Below are 25,236 nucleotides of genomic sequence, written 5' to 3'. Positions count from 1 at the left end.
CGTCAGCAGACGGTCGGGTCAGAAGCCCAGTCGCCCGAGCTGCTTCGGGTCGCGCTGCCACTCCTTCGCGACCTTCACCCGGATGTTGAGGTACACGTGGCGGCCGCCGAGCAGCGCCTCGATCTCGGTACGGGCCCGCGACCCGACGTCCTTGAGGCGCTCCCCCTTGCGACCGATGACGATCGCCTTCTGGCTGTCCCGCTCGACGAAGAGGTTCGCGAAGATGCGCAGCGGGCCGTCCGGTTCGTCGTCTTCGTCGGGCTCGACGAGGTCCTCGATCACGACGGCGAGCGAGTGCGGCAGCTCGTCGCGCACGCCCTCGAGCGCGGCTTCGCGGATGAGTTCGCCGATCCGCTCCTCGTCGGTCTCCTCGGTCACCGCAGCGTCGTCGTAGAGCTGGGGCGACTCGGGCAGCAGCGACGTGATCACGCCGAGCAGGTCCTCGAGCTGCAGTCCCCTCGTGCCCGAGGTCGGCACGATGGCGTCCCACTCGCGCAGCTTCGACACCGCGAGCAGTTGCTCCCCGACCTTGTCCTTGGCGGCCCGGTCGATCTTCGTGACGATGGCGACCTTCTTCGCACGCGGGTACTGGTCCAGCGTGTCGTTGATGAACCGGTCGCCGGGGCCGATCGGCTCGTTCGCCGGGACGCAGAGCCCGATGACGTCGACGTCCCCGAGGGTGGACTGCACGAGGTCGTTCAGCCGCTCGCCGAGCAGGGTGCGCGGTCGGTGCACGCCGGGGGTGTCGACGATGATGACCTGCCCGTTCGGCCGGTGCACGATCCCGCGGATGGCGCGGCGGGTGGTCTGCGGCTTCGACGAGGTGATCGCGACCTTCTCGCCGACGAGTGCGTTCGTCAGCGTGGACTTCCCGACGTTCGGGCGCCCCACGAACGAGACGAACCCGGCACGGTACGGCTCGGTCGGTCCGGCGGTGGCTGGCGTGGTGTCGGTCATGCGTGCGTGGTTCCCGTCGTGGTGGATGCTGCGTCGTCGAAGGCGTCCTCGACGTCCGCGAGTCCGGGCGTGCGCTCGGCGAGCACGGTGATGAGGTGGCGGCGCTTGCCCTCGACCCGGTCGGCCGTGAGCACGACGCCGGACACGGTGACGCTGTCGCCGCTGATCGCCAGGTGGCCGAGCTCCTTGGTGAGCAGGCCGCCGGCGGTGTCGACGTCGTCGTCCTCGAGCTCGATGCCGAACAGGTCGCCGAGGTCGTCGATCGGCAGTCGGGCGGAGATCCGCCAGACGCCCGGCTCGACCTCGACCCGGTCGACCACGGCGCGGTCGTACTCGTCCGAGATGTCCCCGACGAGCTCCTCGATGAGGTCTTCCATCGTGACGAGCCCGGCGACGCCGCCGTACTCGTCGACGACGAGCACGAGGTGGTTCTTCGCGACCTGCATGTGGCGCAGGGTGTCGTCGGCGGCCTTCGACTCCGGCACGAACTCTGCCGGGCGGAGGAGCGTCGTGACCCGCTTGGTACCGGACCCCGGGCGCTCGTACAGGGCGCGCGCCACGTCGCGCAGGTAGAGGACCCCGAGCACGTCGTCGCTGCCCTTGCCGGTGACGGGCATGCGGGAGACGCCCGCGGCGAGGAACTGCTCCATGCCGCTCGCGAGGGTGTCCGACCCGTCGACGGTGAGCATGTCGGTGCGCGGCACCATCACCTCGCGCACGAGGGTGTCGCTGAACTCGAAGACCGAGTGGATGAGCTCGCGGTCGTCCTGCTCGAGGACGTTGCTCTCGGTGGCCTCGTCGACGAGCGACAGCAGCTGTTCCTCGCTCGACACCGTCGACGCACTGCCCCCGCGCCCGGGCGTGACGCGGTCGCCGATCGCCACGAGCAGGCCGGCGAGCGGACCGAGCACGATGCGCACGGCCCGGACGAGCCCGCCCGTGGTCGCGATGAGCCGTTCGGCGTGCGCGCGACCGACGCTGCGCGGGCTGGACCCGACGAGCACGAACGACACCGCGGTCATGATCGCGGCGGCCACGATGAGCGCGACCCACCACGTGTCGAAGACCATCACGAGCGCGATCGTGACGAGCACGGCGGCGGCGGTCTCGGCGAGCACCCGGAAGAAGTTGAGCGCGTTGACGTGCGCCCCGACGTCGTCGCCGACCGCCTCGATGGCGCGGCGGTGCTTGCTCTCCCGCGCGATCTCGTCGAGGTCGGCGCGGGACAGGACGGAGAGCGCGGCGTCGGACGCGGCGAGCAGGCCACCGACGACGACCAGCACGAACGCCACCGCCAGCAGGCCGACGACGAGCAGCATCAGCTCACCGCCCGCGACGCTGGGCGGCGAAGGCCGTGAGGATCTCGCCCTGCAGCCCGAACATCTCCGCCTTCTCGTCCGGCTCGGCGTGGTCGAACCCGAGCAGGTGCAGGATGCCGTGGCAGGTCAGCAGGAGCATCTCGTCGGTGCTCGAGTGCCCGGCGGTCTTCGCCTGTTCCTCGGCCACCTGCGGGCAGAGCACGATGTCGCCGAGCAGGCCTGCGGGTGTCGGGTCGTCCTCGGTGCCCGGACGGAGTTCGTCCATCGGGAAGCTCAGGACGTCGGTCGGCCCGGGTTCGTCCATCCACCGGACGTGCAGCTGCTCCATCGCGCCCTCGTCGACGAGCACGATCGCGAGCTCCGCATCGGCGTGGACGTGGAGCGCGTCGAGCGCGAAGGCGGCGAGGCGCTGGATGGCTGCCTCGTCGACCTCGACGCCGGACTCGTTGTTGAGCTCGATGCTCACCGGTTCCCTCCTCGGGAGTCGTTCTGGGGGTACGGGGAGCGCTGGCGGTCCTGCGGCGGACGCCCCCGTCGCTCGGCGCGGTTCGCACCGGCGGGGTTCGGCGTGGCGGCGCTGCCCCGCCCGCCCGGGCGGTACCCGGACTGCTCGGCGAGGCGTTCCTCGTCGTAGACGGTGTAGGCGTCCACGATCCGTCCGACGAGCGTGTGGCGGACGACGTCCTCGCTGCCGAGGCGGGCGAAGTGGATGTCGTCGACCTCGCCGAGGATGCGCGTGACGAGTCGGAGCCCGGACAGGTTGCCCGGCAGGTCGACCTGGGTGATGTCACCCGTGACGACCATCTTCGAGCCGAACCCGAGCCGCGTCAGGAACATCTTCATCTGCTCGGGCGTCGTGTTCTGCGCCTCGTCGAGGACCACGAACGAGTCGTTCAGCGTGCGTCCGCGCATGTACGCCAGCGGGGCCACCTCGACCGTGCCGGCGGCCAGGAGCTTCGGGACCAGCTCGGGGTCCATCATCTCGTTGAGCGCGTCGTAGAGCGGGCGCAGGTACGGGTCGATCTTGTCGGTGAGGGTGCCCGGCAGGAAGCCGAGCCGCTCGCCGGCCTCGACCGCGGGGCGCGTCAGGATGATCCGGGTGACCTCGCGCCGCTGGAGCGCCTGGACGGCCTTCGCCATCGCCAGGTACGTCTTGCCGGTACCGGCGGGGCCGATGCCGAACGTGATCGTGTGCTCGTCGATGGCGTCGACGTAGGCCCGCTGCCCGTCGGTCTTCGGCCGCACGGACTTGCCGCGGCTCGACACGATCGGCGTGCCGAAGGTGTCGGACGGCTTGCGGTCCTCGTCGAGGAGCTTCGCGGAGACGGGGATGTCGGAGGGCCCGATGTCCTGCCCGCGCTTCACCATGCCGACGAGCTCGTCGACGAGGGCGTGCGCGCGCGTGACGTCGCGTTCGGGACCGGTCAGCGTGACCTCGTTGCCGCGCACGAGCACGCGGACGCCGGGGTACTGGCGTTCGACGGTCTTGAGCAGCCGGTCCTGTGGGCCGAGCAGCTGCACCATGGCGATGCCGTCGACCTGGATCGAGGCCGACACTTCCGTCGGGTCGGCCGGGGTGGGTGCTGGTTCGTTAGCCGGCAAGGGTGCCTTCCTGCAGTTCACCTGCGAGTACGTGCGCGTGCACGTGGAACACGGTCTGACCGGCGGCTTCGCCGGTGTTGAAGACGAGTCGGTACTGGCCGCCGGCGCGCTCGTCGGCGATTCGCTGCGCGGTGGCGACCAGGTGGGCGAGGAGGTCCGGGTCACCGGCTGCGAGCTCGGTGACGTTCCGGTACTGCTCGGTCTTGGGGATGACGAGCACGTGGACGGGTGCCTTCGGCGCGATGTCCTCGATGGCGATCACGCGGTCGTCCTCGGCGACGACGGTCGCCGGGATCTCGCGCGCGATGATCCGGGAGAAGATGCTGGGCGTGCTGGTGCTCATGGCTCCATCGTAGAACGCGGTACCGACGCCACGCCTTCCCGATCCGGGCGCTACCAGCGACCGAGCCGCGTCTGGAGGACCGCGAGCGCGGCCGGGCCGGCGGTGGACGTCCGGAGCACCGTGTCGCCGAGGCGGACCCGGACGGCGCCGGCGGCCACCAGCCGGTCGAACTCGGAACCGTCGATGCCGCCCTCGGGTCCGACGACGAGCACGATCTCGGCGACGTCGCTCGGCGGTTCCCACTCGGAGAGCCGGACGTCGCCGACCGGGTCCAGCACGAGGACGGCGCGAGCACCGTCGGCCGCACCGGGAGCCGGAGCCGCGAGCTGCCCGGTCGTCACCGGCGCGTCGACGACGGGCACCCGGGAACGGATCGCCTGCTTCGACGCCTCGTGCGCGATCGCCGTCCAGCGTGCGCGGCCCTTCTCGACCTTCGCGCCGTCCCAGCGGGAGACGCTGCGGGCCGCCGACCACGGCACGATCCGGTCGACACCGATCTCGGTCGCCGCCTGCACCGCCATCTCGTCGCGACCGCCCTTCGCGAGCGCCTGCACGAGCGTGAGCGTCGGTGTGGGTGCGTCGTCGACGGCGACCGTGGACACCGCCAAGGAGAGCGTGTCCCGCCCGAGCGCGGCCACGGCCCCGGTCACGACGGTGCCACGACCGTCGGACAGGCGCACCGTCTCCCCCACCCGGACCCGGGCGACCGTGACGGCGTGGCGTCCCTCCGCCCCGTCGAGCGGGACGGTGTCGCCGACCGTGACGCCGTCGAGCGACCCGACGAGGTAGAGCGACGCCATCAGAAGTTGAAGAACCGGTCGCGGAGCTTGCCGAACATGCCCTGCTGGAAGCGGGCGAGCTGCGGCTTCGCGGCCTTGTGCGACTTCGCGAGCTGCTCGACGAGCTGCCGTTCCTTGTGCGAGAGCTTCGTCGGCGTCACGACCTGCACACCGACCCGGAGGTCGCCGCGACCGTTGCCCCGGAGCTTCGTGATGCCGCGGTCCTTGATCACGAGGACGTCGGCGCTCTGCACACCCGGCCGGACCTCGAGCTCGACCGGGCCGTCGAGCCCGTCGATCGTCGCGGTCGTCCCGAGCACGGCGTCGGTCATCGCGACCTCGAGCGTGGCGAGCAGGTCGTCCCCGTCGCGGCTGAACACGTCGTGGTGGCGCACCCGGATCTCGAGGTAGAGGTCACCGGAGGGGCCGCCGGCCGGGCCGACCTCGCCCTGGCCGGGCATCTGCAGGCGGAGCCCGGAGTCGACGCCGGCGGGGACGTCGACCGGCACCGTGCGGCGGGCGCGGACGCGTCCCTGGCCCTGGCACGTGGGGCACGGGTTCGGGATGACGGTGCCGTACCCGCGGCAGGTGCCGCAGGGTGCGCTCGTCACGACGTTGCCGAGGAGCGAGCGGACCTGGCGCTGGATGTGGCCGGTGCCGCCGCAGATGTCGCACGTCTGCGGGCTCGTGCCCGGCGCACAGCAGGAACCGCCGCACGTCTCGCACAGCACCGCGGTGTCGACCTCGACGTCCTTGTGGGTGCCGAAGACGACCTCGTCGAGGTCGACGTCGATGCGGAGCAGGGCGTCCTGTCCGCGCTCGGCACGGCTGCGCGGGCCGTTGCCACGACCGCCGCCACCACCGCCACCGAAGAACGCGTCGAAGATGTCGCTGAACCCGCCGGCTCCGCCACCGAAGGGGCTGTCGGCCTGGGGCCCGGCGTCGTACCGGCGGCGCTGCTCGGGGTCGCTCAGCACGTCGTACGCGTGCGTGACGTCCTTGAAACGCTCGGCCGCGTCGGGGCTCGGGTTCACGTCCGGGTGCAGTTCGCGCGCCAGACGGCGGTACGCCTTCTTGATGTCGGCATCGGAGGCGTCCTTCTGGACGCCGAGGACGTCGTAGTGGTCTGCCACGTATCCCTCAGTCGGTTCGGTTCGGTCGGTCGGGTGCGGCGGTCGCCGCGGTTCTGGTGGTCGTCGGTGGGCCTGGAGGCGCGGGTCGCCCCGTCGGGACCGGCTCGCTCAGGCGCGTGGGCACCTGGTCAATGTTCACCCAGGAGTTTGGACAGGTACCGTGCGACGGCGCGCACGGCGGCCATGTTCGTGCCGTAGTCCATCCGCGTCGGCCCGAGCACGCCGAGCCGGGCGAGTTCGCCGCCGGCCAGGTACCCGCCGGCGACGATGCTCGTCGCGTCGAGCCCGTACTCGGCGTTCTCCACGCCGATGCGCGCCGCGACGCCGTCGTCGATCTGCATCTCACCGAACAGGCGGAGCAGGGTCACCTGTTCCTCGATCGCCTCGAGCACGGGGAAGAGCCCGCCCGAGAAGTCCTGCTCGCTCTTGGCGAGGTTCGCCGCACCGGCCATCACCAGGCGGTCCTGCCGGTTGGCGGCGACCTGCTCGATGAGCGTCGCGACGACGACCCCGGCGAGCGGTTGGGCGTCGGGGCGGATCTGCTGCGGCACCGCGCGGAGCGCCGTCGAGACGTCCTGCAGCAGCAGCCCGACGCCGGCGCCGTTCACCACCGTGCGGAGCTCGGTGAGCGAGCCCTCGTCGAGCGCCACGTCGGTCTCGACGACGCGCTGCTCGACCCGGGCGGTGTCGGTGATGAGCACGACCATCAGGCGGTTGTCGCCGAGGCGGACGAGCTCGATGTGCTGCACACGCGCGCGCACCATCGAGGGGTACTGCACGAGGGCGACCTGGTTCGTGAGCTGGCTGAGCAGCCGGACCGTGCGGCCGAGGACCTCGTCGAGGTCGTTCGGCGCCCCGAGGAACGTCTCGATCGCGTGCCGCTGGGCGCTGGACAGCGGCCGCGCGCCGGCGAGGTGGTCGACGAAGACGCGGTACCCCTTGTCGGTGGGGACGCGACCGGACGAGGTGTGCGGTGCCGCGATGAGCTGCTCGTCCTCGAGCTGGGCCATGTCGTTCCGGATCGTGGCGGCGCTGACCCCGAAGGCGTGCCGCTCGACGATCGTCTTCGAACCGACCGGCTCGCGCGACGCGACGTAGTCCCGCACGATGGCCTTGAGGACCTCGAGGCTGCGTTCGCTGACCACCCGGACCCCTTCCACTCGATCTGGCACTCGGACGTGTCGACTGCTGATCCTACGCCCGACCACCGACGGACCGGGACTTCTCCACACGCCTGCCAGTACGCTTCCGGCATGACCTACGGACAGCAGCCCGGTGGCCCCCAGTTCCCGGGCGGGTACCAGCCGCCCCAGCCGATGTCGCCCGAGGACCAGCGCCTCTGGGCCACGCTCACGCACATCGGCGGGATCTTCTTCAACTTCGTCGCGCCGCTCGTGGCCTACCTCGTCCTGCGCGATCGCGGCGGCTTCATCCGCGAGCACACGCGCGTGGCGCTGAACTTCCACATCACGATGGCGATCGCCTACGTCGCCGCGGGCCTCTTGACCATCGTGCTGATCGGCGCGGTGCTCCTGCCGGTGATCGGGATCCTGACGATCATCTTCGGGATCATGGCCGCCGTCGCCGCCAACCGCGGGCAGTTCTACCGCTACCCGCTCTCGATCGAGTTCATCAAGCAGTAGCTCAGTCGAGCAGCTCGCGGACCACCGCGTCCGCGAGCAGGCGACCCCGCAGGGTCAACTCGATCCGTCCCCGCACCGCGGCCGACCCGTCCACGAGACCACGTGCGATGAGGCCGGCGACGCGGCCCCGTGCCTCCTGGCCCAGCTCGCTCGTCGCCAGCTCACCGCGGACCCGCGCCGCGAGCAGCACGCGCTCGACGTACCGGGTCTCGTCGTCGAGGGTCTCGCGGCCCGCCGCGGGCGACTCGCCCTGCAGCACCCGGTTCGCGTACGCGGCCGGGTGCTTCACGTTCCACCAGCGGGTCCCGGCGACCGCGGAGTGCGCGCCCGGGCCGACGCCCCACCAGTCGTGGCCCTTCCAGTAGGACAGGTTGTGCCGGCTCGCGTGGTGGTCGCCGCGGGACCAGTTCGAGACCTCGTACCAGGAGTACCCGGCGTCGCCGAGGACCTGGTCGGCCAGCTCGTACATGTCCGCAGCGAGGTCGTCGTCCGGCGCCGGCAGCTCGCCGCGTGCGACCATCCGACCCATCGCGGTGCCGTCCTCGACGATGAGCGAGTACGCCGAGACGTGGTCGGGCGCACACGCCAGGGCCGCGTCCAGCGAGGTGCGCCAGTCGTCGAGGGACTCGCCCGGCGTCGAGTAGATGAGGTCGAGCGAGACGTCGAGCCCCTGCTGCTTCGCGGCGTCCACGACGAGCGGCACGCGCTCGGGGTCGTGCGTCCGGTCGAGCGTCGCGAGCACGTGCGGCACCGCGGACTGCATGCCGTAGCTCACACGGGTGAACCCACCGGCGCGCAGCGTCGCCAGGGACGACTCGTCGACGGAGTCCGGGTTCGCCTCGGTCGTCACCTCGGCCCCGGGCAGGATGCCCCAGGTGTCGTCGATCGCCCGCAGGATCATCACGAGGTCGGACGCCGGCAGCATCGTCGGCGTCCCCCCGCCGAAGAACACCGTCGACGCCGGTCGCCGCGGGACGCCGGAGCGGTCGAGGACGTCCGCCGCGAAGCGGATCTCCTGCACGGCGTGCCCGGCGTAGTCGTCCCGCCGGACCCCGCGCAGCTCGGACGCCGTGTAGGTGTTGAAGTCGCAGTAGCCGCACCGCACGCGGCAGAACGGCACGTGCACGTAGACGCCGAACGGGACGTCACCCGCGGACGCCGCGGGCGAGAGCAGCCCGTCCGCTGGTGCGGGATCGGCGATCGGGAGAGCACTCGGCATGGACCCCATTGTCCGTCATGATGGAGGCATGGAGCACCACCCCGTCCCCACCACGGTGCTGTGGGACATCGACGGCACCCTCGTGATGAACGCCTCTTCGCCGGGCAACCTCTACCACCTCGCGCTCGAGCGGGCGGTGGGTCGCGACCTCGTCCTCCGCGTCGGACACCAGCACGGCCGCACCGACGCCGGGCTCATCGCCGAGCACGTCCGGGCCCACGACCTGGACGACTCGCTCATCCCCACCGTGAGCCGCCACCTGCACGACCTGACCGAGGAACGGCACGTGTCCGGCGACCACCGGAGTCCGGCTCCGGGCGCGATCGCCCTCGTCCGACGGTTCGCCGAGCTCCGCTGGCGCAACGGCCTGCTGACCGGCAACTCCCCCTACCGCGCCCGCGTCAAGCTGCAGGGCGCCGGGTTCGACGTCGACGCGTTCGACTGGGAGCACTCGTACTTCGGGGATGCCGAGGTCGAGCGCAGCGGGGTGACCGCACGTGCTGCCGAGGCCCTCGCGGGCACCCGGGCCGTCATCGTCGGGGACACCCCGCGGGACGGCGAGGCAGCCGAGGCCGTCGGGATCCCGTTCCTCGCGGTGGCGACCGGAGTGTTCGACGTCGACGCGCTCCGCGCCACCGGTGCCGTGACGATCGCTCGGAACTGTGTCGACGACGCGTCGCTCATCGAGGACGCCATCGCGGCGCTGCCGCCGCTCCGCCCGGTCGGCGAGGACTCCTAGCCGAGCGGACCTAGTCGCCGCGGAGCGCTACGAGGTACTTCTGCGCCATCACGCGCTGCTGCCGACGGAGCAACGGGGCCACGAACTGCCACTTGCGGCTGGACGGCTGTGAGAACTGCCGGATCTGCAACCACACCGAGCCGTCCGGGGTCCGCTCGACGACGAAGGACTCCTCACCCGAGAGCGGGTGCCCCTCGAGCGTGCCGTACGCGAAGCCCTTGCGGTCGGTCTCGTCGATGATCGAGACGACCCGGACCGGCGCCTGCACCGTCTGGCCGAACGCGTGCATCGTCAGCGTCGCGCTCGTCCCCGCCGTCACGAGCGGCGTACCGTCCGGGGCGAACTTCTCCACCCGGGGCGTCCCGATCGAAGCCGGGGCGATCGGCACGCCGTCCTCGTCGAAGGTCACCGGGTTGTAGCGGACCTCGTCGTCGTCGGGCTGTTCCTCGACGTGCACGCGGATCCCGCTGCGCTCCTGGATCTGCCAGGTCAGGGCCTGGGTCACCGCGGTCTCGAAGCGCTGGTCGCCGTGGCCGATCCGGGAGCGCGACTCGGACGGGGCGAACCCCTCCGGCGGGTACGTCATGAGGTCCGGCGCCTGGGTCGCACCCACGGCTCCGTACGTCAGGGCGGTCCGGTAGCTCCCGCGGGTACTCATGCGGCCCACTGTACTGGGGACTCGTCCCCCGGATCGAACCGAGTCGTCCTCGGGTGCGCAACCGGCGGTCCGCTTTCCGCGCGCCCCGAACTGGAGGCCCGACACCCGTCCGACACGCCCCTATCGTGGGTGCGTGCCCCGCTCCCCCCTCGCTCACGCGCGGTCCGTCGACCGCACGACGGCCGCGTTCGCCGTCCTGACGCTCGCGGCGTTCGGACTGGCGGCGACGGCACGGGCCGCGGTCGAGTGGGCGACGGCCGGCCTCGGCGCTCCCTCCCGGTACGTCACGACGCCGCCGGGAGACGTCGACGTGTTCGACACCGCGAACGCCATCGCCGCGTTCGGGGCGTGCAGCGCCGGAGCGGGAGTGCTCCTGTTCGGGGTGACGCTCGTGCTCGCGGTGCGCCGACACTCGGCACGCCGGCTGCCCTACGTGCTCGGGTTCTGCACGCTGGCGATGGTGGTCGGGTCGGTGGTGGCCGGGTTCGCCGCGGCGGCGCAGGTCGACTACGACACGGCTGCCGGACTCGTCATCCTGCGGACCGCACTCGCGGGACTGGCTGCGGCGAGCCTCCCGGCACTGGGCCTGGCAGCGTTGCGGGCTCGCGCCCGCCGCGTCTGACGCGCTCCGCTACTTCTTCTTCTCTTCGACGTCGCCGGAGAGCGCCGCGATGAAGGCTTCCTGCGGGACCTCGACACGACCCACCATCTTCATGCGCTTCTTGCCCTCCTTCTGCTTCTCGAGGAGCTTGCGCTTGCGGGTGATGTCACCGCCGTAGCACTTCGCGAGGACGTCCTTGCGCATCGCCCGGATGCTCTCGCGGGCGATGATCCGGGCACCGATGGCGGCCTGGATCGGGACCTCGAACTGCTGGCGCGGGATGAGCTTGCGCAGACGCTCGGTCATCAGCGTGCCGTAGGCGTACGCCTTGTCGCGGTGCACGATCGCGCTGAACGCGTCGACCTGCTCGCCCTGGAGCAGGATGTCGACCTTCACGAGGTCGGCCGCCTGGTCACCCGTGGGCTCGTAGTCGAGCGACGCGTAGCCCTGGGTCTTGCTCTTCAGCTGGTCGAAGAAGTCGAAGACGATCTCGCCGAGGGGCATCTCGTACCGGATCTCGACGCGGTCCTCGCCGAGGTACTCCATGCCGAGCAGCGATCCGCGGCGCGACTGGCACAGCTCCATGATCGCGCCCACGTAGTCCTTCGGCGCGAGGATGGCCGCACGGACCATCGGCTCGCGGACCTCGACGATGCGGCCGCCCGGGAACTCGGACGGGTTCGTGACCTCGGTCACGGTGTTGTCCTCGTTCGTGACCTCGTAGATCACGCTCGGAGCCGTGGTGATGAGGTCGAGCCCGAACTCGCGGCTGAGGCGCTCGGTGATGATCTCGAGGTGGAGCAGACCGAGGAAGCCGCAGCGGAAGCCGAAGCCGAGCGCCACCGACGTCTCCGGCTCGTACACGAGGGCGGCGTCGGACAGCTTGAGCTTGTCGAGCGCCTCGCGGAGGTCGGGGTAGTCGGAGCCGTCGATCGGGTACAGGCCCGAGAACACCATCGGCTTCGGGTCGGTGTACCCGGCCAGCGCCTCGGTCGCGGGCTTCTGCGCCGTCGTGACCGTGTCGCCGACCTTCGACTGGCGGACGTCCTTCACCCCGGTGATGAGGTAACCGACCTCGCCGACGGAGAGGCCCTTCGTCGGCTTCGGCTCGGGCGCGGACACGCCGATCTCGAGGATCTCGTGCGTCGACTTGGTCGACATCATCTGGACCTTCTCGCGCGGGTGGATCGTGCCGTCCACCATCCGCACGTAGGTCACGACGCCGCGGTAGCTGTCGTAGACCGAGTCGAAGATCATCGCGCGCGGCGGAGCGTCCACGTCGCCGACGGGGGCCGGCACGGAGCCGACGACCCGGTCGAGCAGTTCAGCCACGCCCACGCCGGTCTTGCCGGACACGCGCAGGACGTCGTCGGGCGAGCCGCCGATGAGCTGCGCGAGCTCGGCCGCGTACTTCTCCGGCTCGGCCGCCGGCAGGTCGATCTTGTTCAGGACCGGGATGATCTCGAGGTCGTTCTCGAGCGCCAGGTAGAGGTTGGCGAGCGTCTGGGCCTCGATGCCCTGCGCGGCGTCGACCAGGAGGATCGCTCCCTCGCACGCCGCGAGCGACCGGGACACCTCGTACGAGAAGTCCACGTGACCGGGCGTGTCGATCATGTTGAGGGCGTACGTCTGCCCGTCGAGCTCCCACGGCATGCGCACCGCCTGGGACTTGATCGTGATGCCGCGCTCGCGCTCGATGTCCATGCGGTCGAGGTACTGCGCACGCATGGCGCGGTCCTCGACGATGCCGGTGATCTGCAGCATGCGGTCGGCCAGCGTGGACTTGCCGTGGTCGATGTGCGCGATGATGCAGAAGTTGCGGATCGCGTCGGCCGGGGTCGAGGCGGGCTCGAGCGGCGCGGATGCTTGTGGGCTCACGGTTCCTCGGGGTGGGTCGGACGGTCGAACGATTGTCCCACGTCCGCGCGGCGGCGGCGCGCACGTCCCGTCAGACGACGGCGTGCTCCGGCGCCGGCAGCGCACCCAGTCCGCGGCGCAGGTCCGCCGGCGTCGCCGCGAGGCAGACACGGATCCAGCCCTCGCCGGTCCGCCCGAACGCGCTCCCCGGCGCCACGGCGACCCGCTCCCGCTGGAGGAACCCGAGCGCCCACTCCGCGACGTCGCCCTGCGAGGCGTGGGACATGTCGATCCACAGGTAGAAGGCGCCCCGCGGGTCGAGGTAGTGGATGCCGGCGGCGTCGAGCACCTCCTTCGCGACGCCGAGGTTGGCGCGGTAGTGCTCGCGGGCGTCCTGCACGGCGGAGTGGTCCCCCACGATCGCCGCGAGCGCCGCCCACTGGTCGGGTTCGGCGACGCAGCTGATCATCGCCTCCTGGGTCGTCCGCATCGTCGGGCCGAGTCCCTTCGGCGTGACGAGGTACCCGACACGGACACCCGTCATCGCGTAGGTCTTGCTCAGCGAGAAGGCGGTGAAGACGCGGTCGTCCTCGTCGAGGCTCGCCAGGCTGACGTGGCGCGTGCCGTAGGTGAAGTACTCGTAGACCTCGTCGCTGATCACCCAGAGGTCGTGCCGCTTCGCCAGGGCGAGCAGGTCGCGGAGGGTCTGCTCGCCGAACACCGAGCCGAGCGGGTTCGACGGCGAGTTCACGACGAGGGCGCGGGTCCGCTCGGTGATGCTCGCCTCGAGGGCCTGCAGGTCCGGCTCGAACCCGTGCTGCGGCTCGAGCCGGTACGGCACCGGGGTCGCTCCGATGATGTGGGCGTTCATCGTGAAGGTCGTGTAGCCGGGGTCCGGCACGAGGACCTCGTCACCGGGGCTCAGCACGAGGGTCATCGCCTGGAAGAGCGCCTGCGTCGCGCCGATCGTCATCCAGATCTGCTCGACGTCGACCTCGATCCGGTTCTCGCGGCGGAGCTTGTCGCGGATGGCCTCCCGCAGCGGGGCGATGCCACCGTTCGGGGTGTAGTCGGTGCGGTCCTCGGTCCAGGCGCGCCGGGCGGCCTCGCCGATGTGCGCCGCGACGGGCACGTCGGGCTCGCCGATGACGAGCATCGCGATGTCCGTGCCGGTCGCCTGGTCCGTCTGCTCGGCCTGCATGCGCGCGGCTTGCTCGAACACGCGGCGGATGCCGGAGGCGGGGACGGTCTCGATGCGGGGCGCGAGCGATGGCATGCTCGTCACGGTAGCGAACGGTTGTTGCGGCACGGTTTCGGCGTTTCGGTGCTTTGGTCCAGACGCTTCGGCCTGGTAATGTTGGTGGCTGGCTTCCGCGTTCCCCGCCCACGGGTGGAACGCGATGCGACCAAGGGCCCCTCTACCCAGCGGTCGCGACCACCCGTAGAGACGATCAAGGAGCAACACGCATGGCGAACATCAAGTCGCAGATGAAGCGCATCAAGACCAACCTCAAGGCCCAGGAGCGCAACAAGGCCTACCGTTCGGAGCTCAAGACGGTCATCCGTCACACGAACGAGGCCGTCGTCGCCGGCGACAAGGACAAGGCCGTCGCGGCCCTGACCCTCGCGTCGAAGAAGCTCGACAAGGCCGTGAGCAAGGGCGTCATCCACAAGAACCAGGCCGCGAACCGCAAGTCGGCCATCGCGAAGAAGGTCGCGTCGCTCTGACGCACTGACCCTTCTGGTAAACAGGCCCCGCACCGTTCGGTGCGGGGCCTGTTTGCGTGTGCGGGGCGCGTGCGGGCGCGTGCGGGGAACCACGCGGCTTTCGAGGAAGTGCGCGTCGATCGACAAGCGGGATGTCGCACGACGCGCGCAGTGCCGTGCGACATCGTGGGCCCGGCGGGCGGGCTCAGCTCGGCCCGGCGGGCGGCCGGGTTCGGCGCGGTCCGGCGGGCGGGCTCGGCTTGCGGGCGAGCGGCTGCGGCTCTGGAGGCGCGGCTCGCCTCAGCGCGCCTCGCCGCGCCGGGCGATGGTGCGGACCATGACCTCGAGCGCGTAGTGCGCGTCGCGCGAGCCACCCTTCACGGCGGTGTCGGCCTCGGCGATGCTGATGATCGCGTTCGCGAGCCCGGACTCGCTCCACCCCGCGACGTCACGCTGTGCCCGCTGCACCTGCCACGGCGCCATGCCGAGCGCCGAGGCGGCCTGCCCGCTCGGCCCGCGGAAGGCACTGACCTTCGCCATCGTGCGGATCTTCGACGCGAACGCCGCCACGATCGGCACCGGAGCCTCGCCCGTGGAGAGCGCGTGCCGCAACTCGACGATCGCCGGGGCCGAACGGCCGGCGAGTGCGATGTCGGCGACCTTGAACGCGTTCGTCTCGACGCGGCCGCCGTAGTACTTGTCGACCACCTTGTCCGTGATCTCGGCGGCCTCGTCCGCGAGGAGCTGCCGGCACGCGGCCGCGAGCTCGGCCAGGTCGTCCGCGAACGCCGCGACGAGGGTACGCACCGCCGAGGGCGCGATCTTCCGTCGGGCAGCGCGGAACTCCGCCGTGACGAAGTCGATCCGGTCGGTCTCGCGCTTGAGCTCGTCGCACTGCACCTCGACGCCGCCGCCGACACCGCTGCGGATCGTGTCGAGCAGCTTCTTGCCGCGCACTCCCCCGCCGTGGCGCAGCACGAGCGTGACGTCGTCCGCCGGGGCACCGAGGTACGAGATCGTCTCGGTGATGAACGCATCGGTACACTTCTCGACGTTGGTGACCCGGACCAGTCGGGGCTCGCCGAACAGGGACGGGCTCGCGAGGGTGGCGAGGAGGCCGGGAGCGTACTGGTCGGCTTCGAGATCGTGCACCTCGAGCGCGGGGTCCTCGCCCAGGAGCAGGTCGCGCAGGACGCTGCTCGCTCGCTCGGCGAGGAAGGTCTCGGGCCCCGTGACGAGCACCACCGGCGCAGGGCGGATGCCCGACCAGGGCACCTGGTCGATCTTCGCTGCGGCGCGGACGGGCTTCTTGGCGGCCATGCCTCGATCCTACGGGCGACCGCTGACGCCGAACGCTCCGTCCACACCCGGAGGGTGTCGGGTCCGTCCCGTCCGACGACCACGGTCCCCTGCTGGTCGGTCCGGTAGGCGCGGGTGCCCGCGGCCTCGAGCATGTCCAGCGCCGAGCGGGTCGGGTGGCCGTACGTGTTGTCCGCACCGACGCCGATGAGCCCCACCGCGGCCGCGGTCTCGCGGTAGAGCACCGGGTCCTGGTCGGCCGAACCGTGGTGCGCCACCTTCACGACCTCGATCGTGGTCCCGGGCCGGGCCTGCGCTCCGGTGTCGGCCCGGTTCGCCAGGACGCCCCGGAGCCGGCGCTGCGCGGCCTCCCCCAGGTCTCCGAGGAACAGCCCGGCGACGCACGACGTGCAGCCCGGCCCGGGTTCCGTGCGGAGGACCAGACTCGCGTCGTTGCCGGCGTCCCGCGCACCCGACCGCGGCCACACCACCCGCCACCGGAGCGGCCCGAGCGTGCCCGACGTCGTGTCGTCGGCCGTCAGGACGTCGATGCCCGCGTCGACGAGTGACCCGAGGATGCGCTCGTCCTCGACCCGACCGGTCGGCCCGACGAGCGCGGTCGTCACACGGTCCGCGACCGACGCGACCGCACCGACGTGGTCCCGGTCGAAGTGCGTCAGCACGAGCAGGTCGACCCGGTCGACGCCCAGGAGGTCCAGGCAGGCGCCGAGTCGCTCCGGATCGTCGCCGACGTCCACCAGTGCGGTGCCGCTCCCGCCGCGGACGAGCACCGCGTCCCCCTGTCCCATGTCGCACGCGGCGACGGCCCAGTCGCGCGGCAGCCCCGCGCGCACGACGAGTCGTGGCACGGCGACGAACACGATCCCGACCGCTGCGACCGTGCACGCGGCGAGGAGCAGGCGGAAGCGGACCGCTCGGGGCGCGAGGACCGCCACCGCGACCGAAGCGCTCACGACGGCGGCGCCGACCACCCCGAGCACGCCGGCTGGCCAGGGCGCTGCGGCGTACGGGAGCGCAGCCGCTCCGTGCGCGATGCCTCCGATCGCGCTGGCGGGCGCCCACGCCACCGCAGCGAGCACCGAACCGCCCCACGGCCACAGCGGCGCGGTCAGGCACGCGGCGAGCCCGACCACCGTCACGATCGGCGCGAGCGGCTCGGTCAGCAGGTTCGCCGGGACCGCGTAGGTCGGGAACGTGGCAGACAACGGGATGGTGACCGGCCAGCAGGCGAGCTGCGCCGCGACGGGGATGGCGAGCGCTGCCGCCACCGGCGTCCACATCCGCCGTGCGAACAGCGCCGTCAGCGGCGGACCGAGGACCACGATCCCACTCGTCGCGAGCACCGACAGGGCGAACGCGAACGACCGGGCGTACCAGGGGTCGACGACGAGCATCCCGACCACGGCGAGGGCGATCAGCGGGACCCCACGCACCGGACGTCCTGCGAGGTGCACCACGAGCACGACCACCGCCATCACGGTCGCCCGCACGATCGAGGGGTCCGGACGGACCAGGACGACGAACGCCAGCAGGAGCACGATGGCGACCACCGCCCGACCCGCTCGCGGGAGGCCGACGACCCGCCCCAGCACGACCACGAGTCCCACGATCACCGCACAGTTCGCGCCGGACACAGCGGTCAGGTGGGTGAGCGCCGAGGTCTCCATCGCGGCCTCGGTCGCGGGGTCGAGTCCGCTCCGGTCGCCGATCGCCAGACCGCGCAACAACGAGGCTCCGGGTTCCGGCAGGGTCGCGCTCGCGGACACGAACGCCCGGCGCGCCCGATCGGTGGCCGCGAGGAGTCCCGTCGGCGGCTCGGTCCGGACCCCGCCGCGCAGGAACGCCACGAACGACGTCGTGTTCCCCGGCTCGTCCGCTTGGAGCGTCGCCACCCCGTGCACCCGACTCCCCGCAGCGACGGCCTCGGGCGCGCCCTGCGCTGCGGGGACGACCCGCACCGGCACGCGCAGTCCGTCGACGTCCTCCGCAACCACCAGGGTCCCGACGACCGACCGGTCACCCGGCGCGAGGTCCCGGTCGAGCACGACCTCGACGGCGGCCGTCCGGACACCGTCGAGGACGGCAGGGCTCCGCCGGTCGTCGCCGACCACCACGGCGACCGCCACCGTGGTGCAGAACGCGGCCGACGCCACCACGAGTCCCACGACGCCCAGAGCCCGCCGCGGGCACCCCACCAGCAGCCACGCGATGCCGCCACACGCGACGGCCGCGCACGCGAGGACGAACCACCCCGCGCTGCCCGGCACCCCGACCAGCACCGCCGCGCACACCCACGCGGCCGACGCCGGACCGGCCACTCGCAGGTCCCTAACGCCGGGAGCGAGGTCGACCGCCACCGCCGACCCCGATCAGACCCGCACGCGGTCGCGGAGCTCCGCGAACCGGACGTCACCGATGCCGCTGACGTCGAGCAGGTCCTCGACGGCGGCGAACCGTCCGTGCTCGTCGCGCCACGCGAGGATCCGGCCGGCGAGCGACGGCCCGATCCCGGGCAGGGTCTCGAGCAGGGTCTGATCGGCCGTGTTGAGGTCAACGGCGGCATCGACGGCAGACCCGGCACCACCACCGGCACCATCCGACCCGGCACCGCCCCCACCACCACCGACCGAGCTGCTCGAACCGTCGAGCGCTGCCGGTATGTCCGTCTCCCCCACCTTCGGCACGTACAACCGCTCGCCGTCCACCAGCACCCGCGCGAGGTTCAGCCGAGCCAGGTCCGCGTCGTCACGAGCGCCCCCGGCCCGCTCGACCGCGCCGGACACACGGCTGCCCCCGGGCAGCGTCACGATGCCTGGACGTGCCACCGCCCCGACGACGTGCACGACCACGAGCGGGGCCGCCGACGAGGACGGAGGACCCCCACCCGGAGAACCGGACGGTACCGCTGACGGAGCACCCGCCACCGACAGCGGACCGTCACCCCCACCGCCCGCAGACGATGACGAACCCGACCACGACCCGACCGCCACCACGACCCCGGCGACCAGGACGACGAGCCCCGCCAGCAGGACCGCCGTCCGCGGCGACAACGCCAGCCCAGCGGCCAACGACCGCGCAGACCCACCCGCCGACGCCGCCCCAGCTCCGCCGGACGGCCCCGTGGCTCCACCATCACCAGACGACATGCCCGCACGCTACGGAGCCCGACCACCCGGTCGGACCCCGCAACGACGATCGGTGGACGACCGTCCTCCAGCCCAACCTGTGGAGGACGAACGGCGCGCTACCCCTTGATCGCGATGTTCACGAGCTTCGGCGCCCGCACGATCACCTTCACGATCTCGCGGTCCCCGATGTACCGCTGGACGTTCGCCGACGCCCGAGCGAGCGCCTCCAGCTCCGACGGCTCGATCGACTTCGACACCTCGAACGAGTCCCGCACCTTGCCGTTGACCTGCACGACCGCGGTCAGCGACTCCTGCACGAGCAGCGTCGGGTCGGCCTTCCGCCAGCCGTACGTGGCGACGGTGGCCTCGTAACCCAGCTTCTCCCACATCTCCTCGCCGGTGTACGGCGCGAAGACGCTCAGGCCGAGCGCGATGGTCTCGACGGCCTCGCGGACGGCGGGGTCAGCCGCGCCCGGACCGTTGTCGATCGCCTTGCGGGTGACGTTCACCAGGTCCATGAGCCGCGCGATCACGACGTTGAACTTGAACGACTCCATCATCCCCGGCGCATCGGCCAGGAACCGGTGCGTGACCTGCCGCAGGGCCCGGTCGCCGTCCGCCCACACGACGTCCGGCGACGACGTGACGTCGAGCGCCAGCCGGTAGGCACGGGCGAGGAAGCGGGCCGAGGCGGACGGGGAGACGTCCTCCCAGTTGATGTCGTCTTCTGGAGGCCCGGCGAAGCCCATCACCAAGCGGATCGCGTCGACACCGTTCGCGTCGAGCTCGTCACCGAGCGAGACGCCACCCTTCGACTTCGACATCTTCGAGCCGCCGGACAGCACCATGCCCTGGTTGAGCAGCGCCGAGAACGGCTCGGTGAAGTCGAGGTAGCCGAGGTCGAACAGCACCTTGGTCACGAAGCGCGCGTACAGCAGGTGCAGGATCGCGTGCTCGATGCCGCCGATGTACTGATCGACCGGGGCCCACTTGCGTGCGACGGCGGGGTCGAACGCCTGCGTGTCGTCGTTCGCCGCCAGGAAACGCAGGAAGTACCACGAGGAGTCGACGAAGGTGTCCATCGTGTCGGTGTCGCGGAGCGCGGGGGTGCCGTCCACCGGGTTCGGCACGTTCACCCAGTCGGTCGCGCCACCGAGCGGCGAGGTGCCCTTCGGCTTGAGGTCGAGTCCCTCGGTGTCGGGCAGCCGGACGGGCAGCTGGTCCATCGGCACCGGGTGCTCGGTGCCGTCGGCCCCGTGGATGATCGGGATCGGGGTGCCCCAGAAGCGCTGGCGCGAGATGAGCCAGTCGCGCAGGCGGTAGGTCTTGGCTGCACGGCCGGTGCCGCGCTCCTCGAGCAGGGAGATCGCCGCGGTGATCGCGTGCTGCTTGGACATGCCGTCGAGCGGGCCGGAGTTGATCATCCGACCGGTGCCGGTCAGGGCCTCACCCGTGGACACCGGGTCGAGCGCGGGCAGGTCCTCGAGCGAGGCGCCCTCGGGGATCACCGGGATCGCCCCGGTCACCGCGGCGTTCGTGTCGACGACGACCTTCACCGGCAGGTCGAACGCCCGCGCGAAGTCGAGATCGCGCTGGTCGTGCGCCGGGACGGCCATGACCGCGCCGTGACCGTAGTCGGCCAGCACGTAGTCGGCGGCCCAGATCGGCAGGCGCTCCCCCGTCAGCGGGTGGATCGCGGAACGACCGAGCGGCACACCGGTCTTCGGGCGGTCCGCGTTCTGCCGGTCGATCTCCGACGTCTTCTGCGTGGCGACGAGGTATGCGTCGAACGCAGCCCGGACGTCGTCCGACACGGATGCGTCAGCCACCAGCGCAGCAGCCAGGTCCGAATCCGGCGCCACCACGAGGAACGTCACCCCGTGGATCGTGTCCGGCCGCGTGGTGAACACCGTGACGGGCTCGTCGCGGCCCTCGATCACGAAGTCGACGTCCGCGCCGACCGAGCGGCCGATCCAGTTCCGCTGCTGCGCGATGACCTTCGCCGGCCACCGGCCCTCGAGCTGGTTGAGGTCGTCGAGCAGCCGGTCCGCGTACTCGGTGATCTTGAAGTACCACTGCGTCAGCTTCTTCTTGACGACGACGGCACCGGAGCGGTCCGAGGTGCCGTCCGGCAGCACCTGCTCGTTCGCGAGGACGGTCTGGTCCACCGGGTCCCAGTTGACCCAGCTGTCCTTGCGGTAGGCCAGCCCCTTCTCGTACATCTTCAGGAACAGCCACTGGTTCCACTTGTAGTACTCGGGGTCCGAGGTGTGGATCTCGGTGGTCCAGTCGAACGACGGCGCGTAGCGCTTGAACGACGCCTTCTGCTGCTCGATGTTCGCGTAGGTCCAGTCCTTCGGGTCGACCCCGCGCTTGATCGCCGCGTTCTCGGCCGGCAGCCCGAACGAGTCCCAGCCGATCGGGTGCAGCACGTTGAAGCCCTGCTGCCGCCAGTACCGCGCCACGAAGTCGCCGAGCGCCCAGTTCTCGGCGTGCCCCATGTGCAGGTCGCCGGACGGGTACGGGAACATCTCGAGGATGTACTTCCGCGGACGCGTGTCGTCGAGGTCGGTCGTGAAGAGCCCGAGCTCCTCCCAGCGCGGCTGCCACTTCTCCTGCAGACGACGGAAGTCGTAGGCGTTCGGGTCCTCGGGGTACGGCTCGGTGGTCACGGAACTCTCATTCAGTCTGGAGGCACGGATCACGTCCGTCGGACGCGCTCCGGTCATCAAGGATATAAGCCTGGAGGAACGGATCACCGCACCGGAGCCGACCCACCGCCGGCAGGTGCTCGGCTCACACCGCCGCGAGCCGCCCGTCGCGCATCCGCAGCGTCCGGTCGACGAGGTCCGCCGCCACCGGCACGTGCGACACGACGACGACCGTCCTGCCGTCCTGCCGCGCGGCCCCGACGAGGTCGCGCAGCACGGTGTCGCCGAGGTCGGGGTCGATGTCGGCCGTCGGCTCGTCGAGCACGAGCACCGGGAACGCGTGCAGGAGCGCCCGGGCGAGCGCGAGCCGGTGCGCCTGCCCGCCGGACACCAGGGCACCGCGCTCCCCCACGCCCGCGTCGAGTCCACCGCGTCGTTGCACCCACGCCCCGAGCCCGACCCGGTCGAGCACGGCGAGCAGGTCCTCGTCGGTCGCGGTGTCGCGGGCGAACAGCAGGTTCTGCCGCACGGACTGGTCGAACACGAACGGGTCCTGCTCGATCAGCCCGACGCGGGCGCGGACGGCGTCGGGGTGCATGTCCTTCGCCTCGACCCCGTCGAGCGTGTACGAGCCCTCGTGGTCGACGAACCGGACGAGCGCGTCCACGAGCGTCGACTTGCCCGCGCCGCTCGGTCCCTCGAGCACGACGACTTCGCCGGGTCGGAGGTCCAACGACACCCGGTCGACGGCGGCCGCCGCGGCACCGGGCCAGCGCACCGTCACATCGCGCAGCGAGACGGCGACGGGCCCGTCGACCACGAGCGAGGCGGGATCGGCGTCCGCGTCCGGCTCCGGGACGATGCCGGCCGGCACCTCCGCCGGGACGACCCGCTCCACCCGGTCGGCCGCGGCTCGGACCCGGCGCAGCGTCAGCACCGCGAGCGGGACCCCGCCGACGACCTCGAACAGGGCGAGCGGCACGAACACGGCGAGGGCCCAGAGCGGTCCGTCGAGCGCGCCGGTGACGACCGCGGGGGCGCCGACGGCCAGGATCCCGATGACCGCGCCACCGCCGACGAGGCCGACCAGGGCCCCGACGAGCGACTCGACCGTCCCCCGGCGCCGCACGGCTGCGGTCACCCGGGCGTCGAGCCGGGCGATGTGGTCGAGCCGTTCGTCGAGCGTGCCGTAGGCGGCGAAGACGTCGAGCGTCCGCACGGTGTCGAGCACGAGGTCGGCGACGTGCCCGCGTTCCGCGGCCGTCTGCTCGTCGGAGCGCCGTGCGATCGAGAGGGTGACGACCGACCCGAGCAGCGCGGCCACGGCGAGGGCGACGAGCAGCACGAGCGCCGCCGGCACCGACACGAACGCGACCGCGACGACGGAGAGCAGCGCGGCCACGCCGGCGGACACGAGCGGGCCGACGACGCGGATGGGCAGGTCCTGCAGCCGGTCGGTGTCCGTGACGAGCCGCGTGAGGAGGTCTCCGCGACCGGTGGAGCCGAGTCCCGCCGGAGCGATCGACGACAGTCGGCGGTACATCTCGGTGCGCACGACCGCGAGCTGCCGGAACGAGGCGTCGTGTCCGGCGAGGCGGTCAACGTACCGGAGCGCCGCACGGCCGAGCGCGAACGCGCGCACGCCCACCATCACGAGCGTCAGGTAGAGGATCGGCGGGTGCTCGGCCGCACGCGTGATGAGGTACCCGCTCGCGGCGAGGAGCGCCACGGCGCAGACGGCACTGAGCGCACCGGCCGTGACCGCCTTCGCCCAACCGGCTCCGTGCGGCATCGCGAGCCGCAGGACGGAGGCGTCCCCGCCGGCACGGCCGCCCCGCCGGTGGCGCGTCGGACCGGAACCGGCGTCGTGGGCCCCTCGCGCCTCCCGAGTCATGCCCGCACCCCGTCCGTGCTGGTGACCGCGACCGCGCCACCAGGTCGCCCGTCGACACGGGTGACCGCGACCGCGCCGTCCGGCCGCACGTCGACGCGGACGTCCGCCGCCGCGACGACCGCGGGCCGGTGGCTCGCGACCACGACGACGGCCCCGTCGTCGGCGAGGCGACGGAGCGTGCGGACGACGTGTGCCTCGGCGTCGGCGTCCAGCGCGGAGGTCGGCTCGTCGAGCAGCACGAGCTGCGTCCCCGTCCGCCGCGCGCGGTACAGGGCGCGCGCCACCGCGACGCGCTGCGCCTGGCCGCCGGACAGGCCGCTGCCGCCGGAACCGACCTGGAGGCGCGGGTCGAGTCCCAGCCCTGCCTCGCCCAGGGCGGTGCGGACCGCTGGCTCGTCGGGGGTCGCGCTGAGCGCGACGTTCTCGGCGATCGTGCCGCGGACGAGTCGTGGGCGCTGGTCGGCCCAGGTCGTGCGCTCGGCGACCGTGCTGCCGTCGGGGCCCGGGACGGTCACCGTGCCGTCGTGGGGCAGGGCACCGCGGACCGCGGCGATGAGACTGGACTTGCCGGAGCCGCTCGGGCCGGCCAGGACGACGATCGTGCCCGGTCCGGCGCGGAGGTCGAGCGGACCGATCACGACGTCGGGACGGCGCACGGTGAGTCGGTCCAGCGACAGGTGGTCGGCGGCGGGGACGGCTCCGGGACGTGCCGCGGGCGCCGTGGTGTCGTCGAGGACGTCGAGCACGGCGGTCGAGGCCTCGACGCCGTCCTGTGCCGCGTGGAAGTCGGCGCCGACCTGGCGGATCGGGGCGAAGGCCTCCGGAGCGAGGACGAGCACGAACATCGCGGCGCCGAGCCCGAGCGAGCCGTCGACGAGTCGGATGCCGATCGACACCGCGACGAGCGCGACGGACAGGCTCGCGGCGAGCTCGAGCGCGAACCCGCTCACGAACGACAGCCGCAGGACCCCGACGGTGCCACGGCGGTACTCGTCGGTGACGGTGCCGATGCGTCCGACCTGGCGCCGGGCACGGCCGAAGACCTTGAGCGTCGCCAGCCCCTCGACCGCCTCGGTGAAGGCTCCGCCGAGCTTCGCGAGCGCGTCCGACTGCTTCCGCTGGAGCGCCTGCGTCGCGAGCCCGATGAGGATCATGAACACCGGGATCACCGGCAGGGCGCAGAGGACGATCAGGCCGCTGGTCAGGTCGCCGATCCCGATCGCGACGACGAGCATCGGCGTGGCGATCGCGGTGAGGGCCAACTGCGGCAGGTACCGGCCGAAGTAGGCGTCGAGGGCGTCGAGCCCAGGCCCGAGCGTGGTCGCGAAGGCCGCACTCGAACGCTCGGCGAGCCACGACGGTCCGCGCTCGGCCGCCCGGGCGAGGACGGTCGCGCGCAGCTCGCTCTTCACCTTCGCCGCCGCACGTGCGGCGAGGTCGTCGGTGGCCCAGGCGGCCACGGCCCGGACGACGAACGCCGCACCGAGGAGCGCGAGCGCCGGGGTGAACGCGTCCGGGACGCTGCCGTCACGGACGGCGTCCACACCGAGGGTCACCGCCGCGGCGATCCCCCACGCGATCGCGATGGTCGCGAGCGTGCGGAGGACACCGGTGCCGGCGGCCGCGACGATGAAGCCACGGGCCGTCCGCGACAGCCGCAGCAGGCGCGGGTCGAGCGGCTTCACC

21 protein-coding genes and 1 pseudogene are annotated in these 25,236 nt (G+C 71.9%); 4 read left to right on the top strand and 18 right to left on the bottom strand.

Annotated elements, in window-relative coordinates; translation table 11 throughout:
• Positions 1-18 precede the first annotated feature (18 nt).
• From era to hrcA, 8 genes are all read right to left on the bottom strand, one after another.
• A complete protein-coding gene (era, locus tag J2X60_RS06395; protein WP_309886843.1) occupies positions 19-957 on the bottom strand; it encodes a GTPase Era in 939 nt (312 codons plus the stop codon).
• Positions 954-2,276, bottom strand: a complete 1,323-nt coding sequence (locus tag J2X60_RS06390) for a hemolysin family protein (protein WP_070418694.1) — start codon at positions 2,274-2,276, stop codon at positions 954-956. The genes era and J2X60_RS06390 overlap by 4 nt, the downstream gene beginning before the upstream one ends.
• Before the next feature lie 4 nt (positions 2,277-2,280).
• Positions 2,281-2,742 carry an rRNA maturation RNase YbeY gene (gene ybeY, locus J2X60_RS06385; RefSeq protein ID WP_070418693.1) on the bottom strand — a complete coding sequence of 154 codons (462 nt, stop codon included), beginning with the start codon at positions 2,740-2,742 and terminating at the stop codon, positions 2,281-2,283.
• A complete protein-coding gene (locus J2X60_RS06380) occupies positions 2,739-3,878 on the bottom strand; it encodes a PhoH family protein (protein WP_396127780.1) in 1,140 nt (379 codons plus the stop codon). The genes ybeY and J2X60_RS06380 overlap by 4 nt, the downstream gene beginning before the upstream one ends.
• Positions 3,868-4,221, bottom strand: coding sequence for a histidine triad nucleotide-binding protein (locus tag J2X60_RS06375; protein ID WP_070418691.1), 354 nt, complete (start codon positions 4,219-4,221; stop codon positions 3,868-3,870). Before J2X60_RS06375 ends, J2X60_RS06380 begins: the two co-directional genes overlap by 11 nt.
• A gap of 50 nt (positions 4,222-4,271) precedes the next feature.
• Positions 4,272-5,021, bottom strand: coding sequence for a 16S rRNA (uracil(1498)-N(3))-methyltransferase (locus J2X60_RS06370; protein ID WP_309886842.1), 750 nt, complete (start codon positions 5,019-5,021; stop codon positions 4,272-4,274).
• Positions 5,021-6,133, bottom strand: a complete 1,113-nt coding sequence (gene dnaJ / locus J2X60_RS06365) for a molecular chaperone DnaJ (protein WP_071294821.1) — start codon at positions 6,131-6,133, stop codon at positions 5,021-5,023. The genes J2X60_RS06370 and dnaJ overlap by 1 nt, the downstream gene beginning before the upstream one ends.
• A gap of 128 nt (positions 6,134-6,261) precedes the next feature.
• The gene (hrcA, locus tag J2X60_RS06360) at positions 6,262-7,278 is read right to left on the bottom strand and encodes a heat-inducible transcriptional repressor HrcA (RefSeq protein ID WP_070418688.1); all 1,017 of its coding nucleotides are present in this window, start codon (positions 7,276-7,278) and stop codon (positions 6,262-6,264) included.
• Between the two features lie 108 nt (positions 7,279-7,386).
• Here hrcA and J2X60_RS06355 point away from each other — a divergent pair, with 108 nt between their 5' ends.
• Complete coding sequence (locus J2X60_RS06355) at positions 7,387-7,776, top strand: DUF4870 domain-containing protein (RefSeq protein WP_070418687.1); 390 nt, start codon at positions 7,387-7,389, stop codon at positions 7,774-7,776.
• A 1-nt stretch (position 7,777) separates the two neighbouring features.
• On the opposite strand, the gene hemW is transcribed toward J2X60_RS06355, so the two are convergent.
• Positions 7,778-8,995 carry a radical SAM family heme chaperone HemW gene (hemW, locus tag J2X60_RS06350; RefSeq protein ID WP_309886841.1) on the bottom strand — a complete coding sequence of 406 codons (1,218 nt, stop codon included), beginning with the start codon at positions 8,993-8,995 and terminating at the stop codon, positions 7,778-7,780.
• A 28-nt stretch (positions 8,996-9,023) separates the two neighbouring features.
• Between hemW and J2X60_RS06345 the strand changes: the two genes are divergently transcribed.
• The gene (locus J2X60_RS06345) at positions 9,024-9,734 is read left to right on the top strand and encodes an HAD family hydrolase (RefSeq protein ID WP_309886840.1); all 711 of its coding nucleotides are present in this window, start codon (positions 9,024-9,026) and stop codon (positions 9,732-9,734) included.
• A 10-nt stretch (positions 9,735-9,744) separates the two neighbouring features.
• Here J2X60_RS06345 and J2X60_RS06340 read toward each other — a convergent pair whose 3' ends face one another.
• A complete protein-coding gene (locus J2X60_RS06340) occupies positions 9,745-10,392 on the bottom strand; it encodes a DUF1990 domain-containing protein (RefSeq protein WP_309886839.1) in 648 nt (215 codons plus the stop codon).
• A 133-nt stretch (positions 10,393-10,525) separates the two neighbouring features.
• Between J2X60_RS06340 and J2X60_RS06335 the strand changes: the two genes are divergently transcribed.
• Positions 10,526-11,014 carry a hypothetical protein gene (locus tag J2X60_RS06335; RefSeq protein WP_309886838.1) on the top strand — a complete coding sequence of 163 codons (489 nt, stop codon included), beginning with the start codon at positions 10,526-10,528 and terminating at the stop codon, positions 11,012-11,014.
• A 9-nt stretch (positions 11,015-11,023) separates the two neighbouring features.
• Here the strand turns inward: J2X60_RS06335 and lepA are convergent, their stop codons facing one another.
• On the bottom strand, positions 11,024-12,871 hold the full coding sequence (gene lepA, locus J2X60_RS06330) for a translation elongation factor 4 (RefSeq protein WP_071294816.1): 1,848 nt from the start codon (positions 12,869-12,871) through the stop codon (positions 11,024-11,026).
• 70 nt (positions 12,872-12,941) lie between these two features.
• Positions 12,942-14,126 carry a pyridoxal phosphate-dependent aminotransferase gene (locus J2X60_RS06325; RefSeq protein ID WP_071294874.1) on the bottom strand — a complete coding sequence of 395 codons (1,185 nt, stop codon included), beginning with the start codon at positions 14,124-14,126 and terminating at the stop codon, positions 12,942-12,944.
• A 191-nt stretch (positions 14,127-14,317) separates the two neighbouring features.
• Here J2X60_RS06325 and rpsT point away from each other — a divergent pair, with 191 nt between their 5' ends.
• Positions 14,318-14,578 carry a 30S ribosomal protein S20 gene (gene rpsT, locus J2X60_RS06320; RefSeq protein ID WP_070418682.1) on the top strand — a complete coding sequence of 87 codons (261 nt, stop codon included), beginning with the start codon at positions 14,318-14,320 and terminating at the stop codon, positions 14,576-14,578.
• A gap of 279 nt (positions 14,579-14,857) precedes the next feature.
• On the opposite strand, the gene holA is transcribed toward rpsT, so the two are convergent.
• From holA to cydD, 6 genes and pseudogenes are all read right to left on the bottom strand, one after another.
• Complete coding sequence (gene holA, locus J2X60_RS06315) at positions 14,858-15,877, bottom strand: DNA polymerase III subunit delta (protein ID WP_071294815.1); 1,020 nt, start codon at positions 15,875-15,877, stop codon at positions 14,858-14,860.
• Positions 15,878-16,254: 377 nt separating this feature from the next.
• Positions 16,255-17,643, bottom strand: a pseudogene (locus tag J2X60_RS19030) (ComEC/Rec2 family competence protein); the annotation flags it as partial.
• A 603-nt stretch (positions 17,644-18,246) separates the two neighbouring features.
• Complete coding sequence (locus J2X60_RS06310; RefSeq protein ID WP_309886837.1) at positions 18,247-18,720, bottom strand: ComEA family DNA-binding protein; 474 nt, start codon at positions 18,718-18,720, stop codon at positions 18,247-18,249.
• A gap of 401 nt (positions 18,721-19,121) precedes the next feature.
• Positions 19,122-21,734, bottom strand: coding sequence for a leucine--tRNA ligase (leuS, locus tag J2X60_RS06305; protein WP_267484097.1), 2,613 nt, complete (start codon positions 21,732-21,734; stop codon positions 19,122-19,124).
• Between the two features lie 67 nt (positions 21,735-21,801).
• Entirely contained in the window at positions 21,802-23,550 is a 1,749-nt protein-coding gene (cydC, locus tag J2X60_RS06300) for a thiol reductant ABC exporter subunit CydC (protein ID WP_309886836.1), read from the bottom strand.
• Positions 23,547-25,235: a thiol reductant ABC exporter subunit CydD gene (cydD, locus tag J2X60_RS06295; RefSeq protein ID WP_309886835.1), complete on the bottom strand. Its 1,689-nt coding sequence runs from the start codon at positions 25,233-25,235 to the stop codon at positions 23,547-23,549. Before cydD ends, cydC begins: the two co-directional genes overlap by 4 nt.
• Position 25,236 lies beyond the last annotated feature (1 nt).

Source organism: Curtobacterium sp. 320, assembly GCF_031455235.1.
Taxonomy (GTDB): Bacteria; Actinomycetota; Actinomycetes; order Actinomycetales; family Microbacteriaceae; genus Curtobacterium.
The sequence above is the reverse complement of the archived record's forward strand: the minus strand, read 5'-3'. Positions and strand labels throughout refer to the sequence as shown.